We start from the raw sequence: 12855 nt of genomic DNA on the forward strand, positions 1-12855 counted from the left end.
GTGCCTAGGCCTTCTTGGCCGCGTCGTTGACCGCCTGGATCAGCTGCTCAGGGCTGCCCTTGCCGGCCAGCAGGTCGACCACGCCCACGTTCAGCGCGTTTCCGACGTTCTGGCCGTAGACGGTGTCGAGCCACTGCGAGACGTACGGGGCCGCGTTGTAGGCCGCGATGATCTCCTTCAGGTAGGGCTCGGTGACGGCTTCCTGCGCCACGGTGTTCACCGGCGGGGCGTTGAAGGCCGCGTAGTACTCCTTCTGCACATCGGCGCTGCCGATGTAGTTGAGGAAGTCGAGGCACTCCTTGGGAGCGTCAACCGAGCAGGAGTAGCCATCCACGCCGCCGAGGATCGAGCCGGGCTCGCCATCGCCGCCCTCAACCTCGGGGAACGGGAACCAGGACAGGTCGGCCAGCGGCTTCTCGTCCGGGGTCAGGGAGGCGATCACACCGGGGTTCCAGGCGCCCATCAGTTCCATGGCCGCCTGGTGGTTGGCCACCAGACCCGCGGAGCTGCCGGCGCCCTGCTGGGCGGCGGTGGTGAGGAAGCCCTGGTTGAAGGGCTCGGTGGCAGCGAAACTCTGCAGGTCCTCGCCGGCCGTGATCCAGCAGTCATCCGAGAAGTCCTTGGTGTCTGCGGCTTCGGCGAGCACATCGGGGCTGCATTCACGTAGGGCGAAGAAGTAGAACCAGTGCGCGGCCGGCCAGGCGTCCTTGGCGCCGAGCGCGATCGGAGCGACCCCGGTTGCCTTGAGCTTGTCGCCGGCCGCTTCGAGGTCGCCAATGGTGGCGGGCGCCTCGGTGATGCCTGCGGCGTCGAACAGGTCCTGGCTGTAGAAGATGCCGCCGGGAAGCACGGCGACCGGCATGGCGTAGACCTTGTCTTCGAGAGTGTTTGCGATGAAGGAGCCCTCGGGGATCTCCGACTTGACCTGGTCGGAGATGCCGCCGGTGAGGTCCATCAGCTGGCCGGCAGCGACCATGGCGGCCATCTTGCCCCCGCCGCGCTGCAGGAAGATGTCGGGAGCGTCGCCGGAGTTCAGCGCGGTCTGCAGCTTGCCGTCCAGGTCTTCGTTCTGGATGGCCTGAACGTCGATGGTCACGCCGGGGTTGTCGGCCTCGAAGTCGGCGACCGTCTTGTCCCAGAATTCCTGGCCGGGGCCGGTGGTGGAGTTCTGCCAGAGGCTCATCGTGACGTCTCCGCCGCCGGATGCGTCGCCAGAGGATCCGCCGCTGCAGGCGGTGAGGCCCAGGGCGCCGAGGCCCAGGACCATGGTTCCCGCGAAGATTCTCTTCGCCGTGGTGTGGTTCACCTTCATTGGTTCAACCTTTTTCTCTTCGTTGAGGTGGTGGGGAATTGCCTCAGTGTCACAGCGCGAAAAAGAAGTGTCAAACGTTTTCGAAATCAGTTTCCATCTCGCCTATGCTGATCCCATGACTCCCCGTGCCACCATCCATGACGTCGCCGCGGCGGCCGGCGTCTCGGTGGCGACGGTCTCCAAAGCCGTCAACGGTCGCTACGGCATCTCGGCCGCGACCACGGCCAGGGTGCTCGACGTGGTGCAACAGCTGGGCTATGAATCGAGTCTCGTGGCCAGCAGCATGCGCTCACGCCGCACGAGCGTGATCGGCATCCTCGTGGCCGATTTCGAACCGTTCAGCGCGGAGATCCTCAAGGGTGTCGGCGCGGCGCTGCAGGATTCCCGCTACGATCTGCTCGCATACAGCGGTTCCCGGCAACGCGAGACCAACGGCTGGGAGCGCCGGTCGCTCAGCCGGCTGAGCGGCACTCTCATCGACGGGGCGATCATGGTCACCCCCACCGTTGACACTGCCTCGGCCGAGATCCCGGTGGTGGCCATCGACCCGCACACCGGCCGCGCCGACCTGCCCACGGTGGAGTCGGACAGTTTCGGTGGTGCCCTACAGGCCACCCGCTACCTGATCGAACTCGGCCACCGTCGCATCGGCTTCCTGGCCGGGCGCCCCGACCTGCGCAGCGCGACCCTCCGCGAGGCGGGGTACCGCCAGGCCCTCACGGATGGCGGCATCCCGTTCAACCCGGCGCTGGTGCGAGTGGGGCTGTACAAGCGCGACACCGCCAAGGCCCCGGCCGCATCGCTCCTGTCGATGACGGACCGGCCCACCGCGGTGTTCGCGGCAAACGACCTCTCGGCGATCGCCATCATCCAGGTCGCCGCCGAGCTCGGCCTCGAGGTGCCCGGCGACCTCTCGGTGATCGGCTTCGACGACATCCCCGAGGCGTCCCAGATGAACCCGGCTCTCACCACGATTCGCCAGCCGATGAAGAAGATCGGCGCCACCGCGGCTAACATGCTGATCACGTTGCTGAACGGCGAAACCCTGCCGCAGAACCACATTCGGCTGCCGACCGGCCTGGTGCGCCGGGCGACAACGGCTCCCCCGCGCACCTGAATTCAAGCCGGCTCGACCACGAGGAGGTAGGCATGAAAGCTCTGATTGTGCGAGGCGGCTGGGAGGGACACCGACCGGTCGAGAGCACCGAGCTTTTCCTGCCGTTCTTGAGTCGCAACGGTTTCGACGTGCGGATCGAGGAGTCACCGGCGATCTACGCGGATGCGGCGGTGCTCGCCGAGACCGACCTGATCGTGCAGTGCGTCACGATGTCGGAGATCACCGCGGACCAGGTGTCCGGGCTCCGGGCAGCCGTGGCCGCCGGCACCGGGTTGACCGGCTGGCACGGCGGAATCGCCGACTCCTTCCGGGCGTCGCCGGACTACCTGCAGCTGGTGGGTGGGCAGTTCGTGACGCATCCGTCGAAGGCGCCGGAGCAGGTGGTGGGCGACGAAAGCGACAACTTCCTCGAGCACCGGGTCACGCTGACCGAGCTGGGCCGGTTCCACCCGATCACGGCAGGGCTTCCCGATGTCACCCTCACGACCGAGCAGTACTGGGTGCTCACCGACGACCTCTGCGATGTGCTCGCCACCACGACGCATCCGGCAGAGCCCTGGCAACCCTGGCAGCGGCCGGTGACGTCGCCGGCGGTCTGGACCCGCAATTGGGGCGCCGGTCGCATCGTCGTCTCGACCCCCGGGCACAGCCCGGACGTGCTTGAAGACGCCACCGTGCGCACGATCATCGAACGGGGGATGCTGTGGGCGACCCGCACTCCCTGACCCCGCACCGGCTCGGGATCGTCGGCCTCGGCGTCATCTCCGCCGCCTACCTCGAGACCCTGGCCGCGTGCAGCACGCTGGTCGTCACGGCCATCGCGGATCTTGACCCCGACCGGGCGGCGGCGGTCGCGCGCACGCTGCCAGCCGCTCACCCGATGACCGTGGCAGAGCTGCTCGCCAGCGATGACGTCGACACCGTGCTCAACCTCACCACCCCGGCCGCCCACGTCGAGATTGCGCTCGGGGCCATCAACCGGGGCAAGCCGGTCTACGGCGAGAAGCCGCTCGCAGTGACCCTTTCCGAGGGCCGCAGCATCCTGGCGGCCGCAACCCAGGCCGGCGTGCGGGTCGGATCCGCGCCGGACACCGTGCTCGGCACCGGCATCCAGACCGCCCGTGCGGCGATCGATGACGGCCTGATCGGTCGCCCGGTGGCGGCCTCGGCCGTCATGGTCACCGCCGGGCACGAGCTCTGGCATCCCCACCCGGACTTCTACTACCGGGAGGGCGGCGGCCCCCTGTTCGACATGGGCCCCTACTACATCACCGCCCTGGTCCATCTGCTCGGCCCGATCCGTTCGGTCACGGGGGCCTCGAGCCGGCCGCAGGACCACCGGGTGATCCGCACGGGACCGCGGGCCGGCGAGAGCATCCCTGTGTCGGTCGACACCCACGTCACCGGGGTGCTCGAGCACGTCAACGGAGCGCTCTCGACGATCACGATGAGCTTCGACTCGACGGCCACCGTTGCGTCACCGATCGAGGTGCACGGCACCGAAGGCACCCTGGTCGTGGGCGACCCGAACACGTTCGACGGCCCCACCAGCCTCCGACGCGTGAACGACGTCGGCTTCCACCTGCTCGACCCGCTGGCCGGCTACGTCGACGGCGCCCGCGGCATCGGCCTGCTCGACCAGATCCGGGCACCCCGCCGCGGAATCGCCCGTGCGAACGGTGAGTTGGCCTTGCACGTGCTCGACGTGATGGAGTCCCTGCAGCGCGCGGCGTCGCAGGGGCGCCGGGTCGAGACGTCGACGGATGCCGACCGCCCCGATCCCGTTCCGCTGACGCCACGCAGCGAATGGCTCGCCGTCCAGCACTGAAATCGTCTTATGACGATTAGCGCGTTTTATCGGTTTGAGATAAAACGCAATAAAGTGCGTAAAATGGCATCATGGACAGCGTTAGGAACCCATATACGCCGAATGCGGGGGCGACCCCTGAAATCATGGTGGGCAGAGACGATCAGACCGAGACTTTTAGAGTCCTTCTGCAGAGACTCGAGCGTGGTCGTACTGAGCAGTCCATGATTATCACCGGACTTCGTGGAGTTGGAAAGACCGTTCTCTTGGGCGAATTCCGAGACATTGCCCGGGCCGCGAAATGGGAGATTGTTGAAGTCGAGGCGAGCAAACACGACGACACCCACTTCCGTCAAACCTTGTTCTCCCAGCTGAAGGGTGCACTGCTTCGTCTCTCCCCACGCGCACGTTGGACCGAACGAGGTCGCCAAGCCGCAGAGGTCTTGAGCGCTTTCGCATTGTCTATTGGTGCCGATGGCGGAATTGCCGTTTCTTGGGACGTCCCTCCCGCTGAGGGGCTCGCGGATCACGGCGATCTCGGGATGGATCTCACCGATGTCTTCGTTGCCTTGGGCGAAGCAGCGCAAGAGCAAGGTCGGGGCGTGGCCATCCTCATCGACGAGGTTCAGTTTCTGCGCACCACGCAGCTGGAAGCTCTGATCCAGGCCGTGCATAAAACCGTGCAGCGGAAGCTTCCCATCACTTTCGTGGGTGCTGGACTTCCCCAGAACGCCGAACTTGCCGGCGATGCCAAATCGTATGCGGAACGACTCTTCAAGTTTCCAAAAATCGATTCTCTCAAAGGAGACGATGCGCGACGAGCGCTCACCGAGCCTGCGGCGATCGAAGGCGTGACAATGGCTGAAGATGCCGTCGACTTGGCCGTTCAGATCACCCGGGGATACCCGTATTTCCTCCAGGAACTCGGATACCAAACCTGGAGCGTCGCGACTGGCGACCGGATCGTCTTAGAAGACATCGAGACTGCTCGTGAAGCGTATGAAGCCAAACTTGACGACTCCTTTTTCAGGGTCAGGCTGGATCGGGCCACTCCCCTGCAAACTGCCTATATGCGTGCCATGGCCGAACTCGGATCAGACCCACAGAAGGCCTCTGACGTCGCCGCGGTTATGAAGCGAGAGTCCAGCCAACTGGGGCCCACTCGAGCTGAACTCATTGACATGGGATTGCTCTACACACCCGAACACGGTTATGCCGCGTTCACTGTGCCCGACTTCGACAAGTTCATGCTTCGAGCGGTCCCTCAATTACAGGTCCCTGAGGTTCGAAAACGCCGCCCCAAGTCCTAGTGCCGCCGGACAGTCGCACATCACTTTCCTGGTAACCGCGCCAGCGCGAATGGCTGGGCGACGCGCTATGACGTGCGCGCCAGCCAGGCGTCGATCTCAAGCCGCGAGCTGGCCTTCAGCGCGGCCGACGCCCCACTGCACTCGATCGAACTCCAGGCGCAGTCGGCCAGCTGTTCGTCGGTCAGGCCCAGCTGCAAGCGACTGAGCACGTATTCGTTCAGGATGCCCGGCCCGAAGAAGATGGGGTCGTCGGCGTTGATCGAGCAGCGCACGCCCGCCTCGAGCAGCGCCTTGAGCGGGTGCTCGGCAAGTGACGGAACGACCGCGAGCATCAGGTTCGAGGTGGGGCAGACGTCCAGGCAGATGCCCAGTTCCGCGACCTCTTTCATCAGCGCCGGGTCCTCGATCACACGCACACCGTGCTGGATGCGGTCGGCCTTCAGTACGGTGACGGCCCCGCGTACGGAGTCCGGTCCGACCAGCTCGCCGGCGTGCGGGGTCGAGAGGAGGCCGCCGGCCTTGGCGATGGCGAAGGCCTCTTCGTACTTCACGCCGGGGTTGTTGCGTTCGTCGCCGGCCATTCCGAGGCTCACCACCCCGCGGGAGGCGAATGCCACCGCGACCCGCGCAGTCTCGTTCGCCGCCTCAATGCTGCCGGTGCGGTCGACCGTCATCATCAGGCCCACCTCGATGCCGTGGGCCGCGGCCGCAGCGCTGGCGGCCGTGGCCATCGCCTCGACGGCGGCTTCCAGCGTTCCGAACGACTCAACGTAGAACGCCGGCGAGATGCCGAACTCGGCGTAGACGACCCCGACCGCGGCAGCGTCCTCGACGGCCTCGTCGATCACCCGCAGGATCGGGTGGGTGCCCTGCATCACGGGCACGAGCCCGAGATAACGGCGGTTGAACATGGTGAACTCGACAAAACCATCGGTCTGCGGAACGGGCAGCCCGGCCTGGCGGGCAAGGTCGGCCAGCGTGGTCGGGCGCACGGTTGCTTCGAGGTGGATGTGCAGGTGCGCCTTGGGCAGGGCGCTGAGGTCCCGCATGATTCCGGGCGGCGGGGTGATGTCGATGAAGTCTGCATCGGTCGGTGCGATGCCTGTGGAAGTGGTCATGGCTGGTCAGCCTTTCACGGTCTGGAGGTGGCGGGGCTGGGCTGGGGCGGGCTCTGGGCGGAAGGCGGCGCCGGGATGGTGCGCGGCAAGTCGGGGGCCCTCCCCCGGGAAGATTCGTTCGCGCAGGGTGTCGGCTCCGTACTCGGTGGCCGCTCGGCCGCGTTCCCGCAGAACGGGAAGCAGCAGGTCGATGATGTCGGTGTAGGTGCCCGGCACGATGTGAGGTTCGAAGAGGAAGCCGTCCAGGCCGGTCTGGTCGGCGTAGTCCTCCATCTGGTCGGCGACCTCCTCTGGAGTGCCTACGAGCACCAGGCCACGCAGCCCGCGGCTCTTGAATTCGTCGAGGATCTCCCGCACCGTCAGTTCTTTCTCGCCGTTCTGGCTGCGATACCGGTCCACATTGCTCTGGCCCTGTTGGGCGTCGATTTTCGGCAACGGCTGGGACGGATCCAGCGCCAGTAGGTTGATCCCGGTGTTGGCGACATACGCGGCGGCCGCGAATTCATCCGTCGTCAGGTCCAGCAGGTCCTGGTACTTCCGCACCGCCTCCTCGTGGGTGGGAGCGGTGAAGACCGACAGGCCGACGAGGATCTTGACCGAGCCGGGCGCGCGGCCGAAGCCCTGGGCCTTGGCGTGGATCTCGGTAACGCTGGCTGCGACCTTCGCCAGCGAGGTGCCCTGGAGGAAGACGCATTCGGCGTTCCGGGCTGCGAATTCCAGGCCCCTGCCGGAGCTGCCGGCTTGGAAGAGCACCGGGGTGCGCTGCGGCGAGGGGATCACCTGGTAGGTGCAGTCGGTGGAGTAGTACTCGCCGCGGTGCACCACCCGGTGCACGCGGGAGGCATCCGCGTAGATGCCCGCCGCCTTGTCGGCGATCACGGCGCCGTCCTCCCACGATCCCTCCCAGAGCTTCAGGGTGAGGTCGAGGTAGTCGTCGCCCATGTCGTAACGCTTGTCGTGCGGTGTCAGCGGCTGGCCGAACGCCTTCGCGGCCGACTCTGCCGACGCGCCGGTCACCATGTTCCAGCCGATCCGGCCACGGGAGAAGTGGTCGAGCGTAGAGAACCTGCGGGCGTGGGCATAGGGCGGTTCGAAGGTGGTCGCTGACGTGACGACGAGCCCGAGCTTGGTCGTCGTCACCGCCAGCGCCGACATCAACGAGACCGGATCGGCCGTCGGCACGTTCATCGCCTGCTCCAGCGCCACGGCGGGGATCTCCCCATCGACGATGGGAGTGCCATAGGTGTCAGCCAGGAAGAGGAAGTCGAACTTCGCCTCCTCCAGCATGGCGGCGAGCTTCACCCAGTAGTCGATGTCCATGAAGTCCAGCGAGGTGTTGTCGGGGTGGCGCCAGCTGGCGCCCGACATCCCGTTGGGATTCATGAGCTGGAAAACGCCGAGGATGAACGGCTTCATTGGTATGCCTTTTCGGGTTGGGGAGGGAAACGGACCGGGACGTGCTACTCGAGGACGGGGCCGTCCGCGTAGATCTCGTCGAGCAGGGTGAGGTCGAGGATCGTGTCGACATCGGGAAGCTCGGAGATTCCGGCGGCGCGGAGCCCCTCGTACATTTCGCCTCCGAGCAACGCCGGGTCCATGTAGAGCAGCCCCTTTTCGTCGGTCAGGTCGCTCTGGGTGAGCGGGATCTGCAGCCGGTTCTCGCGGATCTGCTGATTGATGTCCAGGCCCAGGTCGGCGCCGTAGACGTCGACGGCGAGTTCGGCGTTCGCGTCGGGGTCGGCCTCGTTGTCCTGCCAGCCCTTGGCGGTTGCGCGCAGGAACCCGAGCATGGCGTCGCGGTCGGCGGCCAGGGTGTCGGCTTCGGTGTAGATGGTGCTGCCGTAGAGCGGCAGGCCGAGGTCGGCGATCGTGGTGACGACGTAGTCGTCCTCGCTCAGGCCGTAGGACTCCTCGAGGATGATCGGCTGGTTGGTGAGGTAGGCGGTGTAGACATCGCCCGCGCCTTCGACCAGGGGGCCGGGGTCGAACCCGGCGGTGACGTAGTCGTAGTCCTTGTCCAAGCCGTTGATGGCCAGGATCGCGTCGATCTGCTGCTGGGTGCCTTCCTGGCCGAGCACGGTCTTGCCCACCAGGTCTTTGGCCGTGCGCACGGGGTTGTCGGCAAGGGAGACCAGCGCCGACGGTGAGGTTTGGAACACGGAGCCCATCAGGGTGAACTCGTTGCCTTCCGGGATGGACTGCAGCAGCGCCTGGGTGTTCGCCTCAACTCCGATGTCCGCGGTACCGGAGGCGACACTGGCCATGGTGGTGGGCGCGTTGGGTCCGCCGCCCTGCCACTCGATCTTCAGGCCCTCGTCTTCGTAGTAACCCGCCGCGTCCGCGGCCCAGAACCCGGCCCATTCCACGTTCGTGATCCAGCCGAGCGCGACCTTGAGCGTGGTCAGGTCTTCGTCAGACGAGGCGGACTCAGCGGCCGGGCTGCTGGAGCAGCCGGCGAGCAGCGCGGTGATGCCGACGGCCGCGATACCGGCCGTCCAGCGGGACCGCCCGGACCGACGTGAGGCGGATGCTGGAACTCGGGTGATGGGCATGGTTCTCCTTGGGGGGTAGAAGGGAATCAGGATCGAGCGGGATAGAGCGGTGACACGGGAGGAACGGGAAAGAATGTGGGCAGAGGCGTGGCCAGCAGCGAGGACCGCGGAGGGGCTTCGCGGCCTGGTCCGGTGGCTGCGCGCCTCGATCAGGTGAAGCGGGGTGAGATCCGTCTCTCCACGAAACGAGCGGCGAGGAAGGCGAAGACCGAGAGCATTGTGGCCACCAGGGCGGTGCCCCAGGCCCGATCGATCTCCATGTAGCTACGGGCCACGATGAAGAGGTAGCCCAGGCCTTGCTGGCCGATCAGGAACTCCGCGAGCATCGCCGACAGCACGGCGAGCGGGGCGGTGATGCGCAGGGCCAGGAGCAGGTTCGGCACGGCGTAGGGCAGTCGGAGCCGCCAGAGCGAGGCGGGACGGGACGACCCGAAGACGACGAACAGGTCGCGGCTGCTGGCCGGTGCCGACGCCATGCCGGAGAGCCCGAGCACGAAGGCGGGGAAGAAGGACGTGATCACGGTGACCACCAGAACCGTATAGACCTCGTAGCCGAACACCCGGGCGATGATGGGGATCATCACCGTGACGGGCACGGAGCGCACGATGAGCGCGGCCGGGGTGAGCACGGCCGACATCGGCGCCCACAGCGAGATCAGCACGGCGGCGATCGTGCCCAGGAGCATGCCGAGCAGCAGCCCGCCCACCGAGATGGCGAGGGTCCACAGGAAGTCGATCGCGTAGGCATCCGGGTTGCCCACCACGTCGTTGATGACCGACCAGGGGCGCGGTGCGACGATGGAGGTGTAGCCGTTGGCGAGGACCCAGACGTCCCAGAGCAGCACCAGGGCCACGATCGGCCAGAGGTGCAGCAGGCCGGCGAGGCGGGAACGACGGATCATGTGAACCTCCGAACGGCGCCGGACTGAAGCCGCACGGCGATGAGATAGGCGGCCAGGGAGAGCAGGGCAGCCGTGAGCGCGGCGGCCCAGAGCAGCAGCACCTGGTAGTTCTGCATGGCGCTGACGATGAGCACGCCGAGGCCGCGCGGCGCACCGAACCACTCGCCGATGGTGGCTCCCAGGATCGCGGTCGGTGCGGCCAGGGCAAGCCCGTCGAAGACGGTGGGCAGGGACACGGGAATCTGCAGGCGGAGCAGCGTGGTGCTGCGGGCGGACCCGAAGACCGAGAAGACGTCCTGGTGGGTCGCACTGGCACCGGCCAGGCCCGCGGTGAACGCGACGAACATCACGAATCCCACTCCGAGGGCGGCGACGACGGCCGGGGTGGATTCGCGGCCCACGGTGGTGATCAACAGCGGGGCCAGGGCGATCAGCGGCACGGCGTTGAGTACCGAGGCGAGCCGGTCGAGGCCGGGTCGCAGCACGGGAATGAAGTTGGCGAGCAGGGCGGCGATAGCGGCGAAGACGATGCCCAGCACCAGCCCCCAACCCGCGGATGCCGCGGTGGCGGTCAACGCGCGCAGCACGGTCGCCTGCGCCACGGGCTCGGCGAGATAGCCCACGACATCGGTGAGCGGCGGCCAGCTGCGGCCGGCGATTCCGGTGCGGCCGATCAGCTCGGCGACAGTGATGAGGATCAGGACCCCGATGGTGTTGTTCAGCCAGCGGGGGGAGCGCAGTCTCACTCCGCCTTCCTGTCGACGTCGAGCAGGTCGGTGAGGTGGTCGACGACGGCGCGGAATTCGGCGCTGCGGGTGATGTCGGCGTGGCGGGGGCGCGGCATGTCGACAGTCTGCACGTGCCGCACCCGGCCGGGGCGGCCGGTGAGCACGACGACGCGGTCGGCCAGCAACACCGCCTCCTCGACATCGTGCGTCACCAGCAGGGTGGTGATGTGTTGCTCTTCCCAGATGCGGGCCAGCTCGCCGTTCATGCGGCGGCGGGTGACCGCGTCCAGTGCGCCGAACGGTTCGTCCAGGAGCAGCACGTCGGGGCTGAGCACGAGGGCACGGGCGATGGCCACGCGCTGCTTCATGCCGCCGGAGAGTTGGCGGGGGCGGGCCTTTTCGAAGCCGACCAGTCCGACCAGGCGAATAAGTTCGTCGACACGCTGCCAGTCCACGGCTCGGCGGGCTAGGCGGAAGGGCAGTGCGATGTTCTCCCGCACCGATGACCAAGGCAGCAGGGCGTGTTCCTGGAAGGCGACGCCGAGCCGGTGGGATTTGGCCAGGTCGGCCGGGGCCTTGTCTTCGACCAGGACCTCGCCGCTGGTGGCCTGTTCGAGGCCGGTGACGAGGCGAAGGACCGTGGACTTTCCGCAGCCGGACGGCCCGAGCAGGGCAACGAACTCGCCCTCAGCGACCGAGAGGTTGAAGTCCTCCAGCGCGGTCATCCGCTTGGACCGACCCAGGTCGAAGGACATGGTCACGTTCCGCAGAGCGATCGCTTCGGCCGGCGCGGGCCGCACTGCCGCGGTCGACCCGGCGGCTGTGGCCGCTGAGCCACCGCTCTGAATGGTGTCGGTTGCCGACTCCGTCATAGTGTCTTCCCGTCGCACGTAATGGCTTCGCTTCCACGAACTGAACTGAACAGTTCAAAGGTAAGTGAGGAAGATTACGGCAACGTTTCCAACGTGGACGAGTTCGATTTCGCCTTCTTGGGAACGCTCCCTGAGCGTGATCGCGGCAGTCAGCTGGGCCCGGTCGCGCGTTCGACGGGCTGGTCGGCCAGAAGACTGCGCACGGCCGCGGCCTGCATGATGCGCAGTTCTTCGCGGGGAACGCCGGCCAAGAGATTCACCTGGAAGCCGCGCCACATGGCCACCACCTGGGTAGCCAGGCGCACTGATTGCGCCGGCGAGTGGCCATCGAGTTCGAACGCTTCCTGTACCGATTCCGGCAGCCCGCCGACCACGGCCTGGAGGATCCCGGCGTTGTCAGGCTTGCGGGCGGCCATACCGATGAACTCGAAGAAGAGCCGGATGTACGGCACATTGTCGGGGTGGGCGATCTGATCCCAGGCGGCGTCGAGTCGTTCGGCGAGGGATCCTTCAGGCGAGAGCCGCTCGTTCAGGGCGCTGATCCGCGGGAACCGGCTCACCAGGTCGACACCCGCGGCGATGATCATTTCCTCGCGGGAACCGAAGTAGTAGAGCAGCATCCGGTTGTTCGAACCCACAGCCCGCGCGATTCCGCTCAGGCTCGCGCCATCCACTCCCGCGGCCAGCAGGTGGTCCCCGATCAGGGAGAGAAGGCGTTGCCTCTCCGGTTTAGCGTCGCTCACGGAATTCAGACTAGGGCGTCTGAGCGTCACTCGGCCCTGCAGAACCTCGCCCGCGACTGCGCCAGCGTCTAGCTCCAGATGCGCGGTACGTCGCGCTCGGTCCGCAGGCCTGATTTCTCAAAAAGAAAGGCCCTGTGATCGGTAGAATTCCTGATCAAAGGGCCTTTATGTGTAGCGGGAGCGGGAATTGAACCCGCGACACCACGATTATGAGCCGTGTGCTCTAACCAACTGAGCTACCCCGCCAAAGACTTTTAGAGCCTAGCTCCCAAGCCTGAGCCCCCTGTGGGAATCGGACCCACTACCTCTTCCTTACCAAGGAAGTGCTCTACCAATGAGCTAAGGGGGCAAAACCTCAAACTTCTGAAGTCGAACCGTGCTTTTGGCAACCGGT

At 66.4% G+C, this 12855-nt stretch carries 12 protein-coding genes and 2 tRNA genes; 4 read left to right on the top strand and 10 right to left on the bottom strand.

Annotation, left to right across the window (positions count from 1 at the left end):
* Positions 1–4: 4 nt before the first annotated feature.
* Positions 5–1312 (bottom strand): ABC transporter substrate-binding protein, encoded by a 1308-nt coding sequence (locus CTB96_RS00480; RefSeq protein WP_110124945.1) that lies wholly within the window; start codon positions 1310–1312, stop codon positions 5–7.
* A 115-nt stretch (positions 1313–1427) separates the two neighbouring features.
* Between CTB96_RS00480 and CTB96_RS00485 the strand changes: the two genes are divergently transcribed.
* The 4 genes from CTB96_RS00485 to CTB96_RS00500 all read left to right on the top strand — a co-directional run bounded on the left by CTB96_RS00485 (position 1428) and on the right by CTB96_RS00500 (position 5546).
* Positions 1428–2429, top strand: coding sequence for a LacI family DNA-binding transcriptional regulator (locus tag CTB96_RS00485; protein ID WP_110124946.1), 1002 nt, complete (start codon positions 1428–1430; stop codon positions 2427–2429).
* Between the two features lie 32 nt (positions 2430–2461).
* Positions 2462–3154, top strand: coding sequence for a ThuA domain-containing protein (locus CTB96_RS00490; protein WP_110124947.1), 693 nt, complete (start codon positions 2462–2464; stop codon positions 3152–3154).
* A complete protein-coding gene (locus CTB96_RS00495; RefSeq protein ID WP_248283136.1) occupies positions 3133–4257 on the top strand; it encodes a Gfo/Idh/MocA family protein in 1125 nt (374 codons plus the stop codon). Before CTB96_RS00490 ends, CTB96_RS00495 begins: the two co-directional genes overlap by 22 nt.
* Positions 4258–4382: 125 nt before the next feature.
* Positions 4383–5546, top strand: coding sequence for an ATP-binding protein (locus CTB96_RS00500; RefSeq protein WP_248283145.1), 1164 nt, complete (start codon positions 4383–4385; stop codon positions 5544–5546).
* Between the two features lie 65 nt (positions 5547–5611).
* Here the strand turns inward: CTB96_RS00500 and add are convergent, their stop codons facing one another.
* The 9 genes from add to CTB96_RS00545 all read right to left on the bottom strand — a co-directional run bounded on the left by add (position 5612) and on the right by CTB96_RS00545 (position 12810).
* Positions 5612–6664 (bottom strand): adenosine deaminase, encoded by a 1053-nt coding sequence (gene add, locus CTB96_RS00505; RefSeq protein ID WP_219993179.1) that lies wholly within the window; start codon positions 6662–6664, stop codon positions 5612–5614.
* A 6-nt stretch (positions 6665–6670) separates the two neighbouring features.
* The gene (locus CTB96_RS00510; RefSeq protein ID WP_110124949.1) at positions 6671–8080 is read right to left on the bottom strand and encodes an NtaA/DmoA family FMN-dependent monooxygenase; all 1410 of its coding nucleotides are present in this window, start codon (positions 8078–8080) and stop codon (positions 6671–6673) included.
* Positions 8081–8124: 44 nt separating this feature from the next.
* Positions 8125–9216, bottom strand: a complete 1092-nt coding sequence (locus CTB96_RS00515; protein ID WP_110124950.1) for an ABC transporter substrate-binding protein — start codon at positions 9214–9216, stop codon at positions 8125–8127.
* A gap of 149 nt (positions 9217–9365) precedes the next feature.
* Positions 9366–10118 (bottom strand): ABC transporter permease, encoded by a 753-nt coding sequence (locus tag CTB96_RS00520; protein WP_110124951.1) that lies wholly within the window; start codon positions 10116–10118, stop codon positions 9366–9368.
* A complete protein-coding gene (locus CTB96_RS00525; RefSeq protein ID WP_110124952.1) occupies positions 10115–10864 on the bottom strand; it encodes an ABC transporter permease in 750 nt (249 codons plus the stop codon). The genes CTB96_RS00520 and CTB96_RS00525 overlap by 4 nt, the downstream gene beginning before the upstream one ends.
* Positions 10861–11718, bottom strand: coding sequence for an ABC transporter ATP-binding protein (locus tag CTB96_RS00530; RefSeq protein ID WP_110124953.1), 858 nt, complete (start codon positions 11716–11718; stop codon positions 10861–10863). Before CTB96_RS00530 ends, CTB96_RS00525 begins: the two co-directional genes overlap by 4 nt.
* Positions 11719–11867: 149 nt before the next feature.
* On the bottom strand, positions 11868–12461 hold the full coding sequence (locus CTB96_RS00535; protein WP_181397083.1) for a TetR/AcrR family transcriptional regulator: 594 nt from the start codon (positions 12459–12461) through the stop codon (positions 11868–11870).
* A 172-nt stretch (positions 12462–12633) separates the two neighbouring features.
* Positions 12634–12707, bottom strand: a tRNA-Met gene (locus CTB96_RS00540).
* 31 nt (positions 12708–12738) lie between these two features.
* Positions 12739–12810: transfer RNA gene (locus CTB96_RS00545), tRNA-Thr, on the bottom strand.
* Between the last annotated feature and the right edge of the window lie 45 nt (positions 12811–12855).

Origin of the sequence: Cryobacterium arcticum (genome assembly GCF_003185895.1) — a bacterium.
Classification (GTDB): Bacteria; Actinomycetota; Actinomycetes; order Actinomycetales; family Microbacteriaceae; genus Cryobacterium; species Cryobacterium arcticum.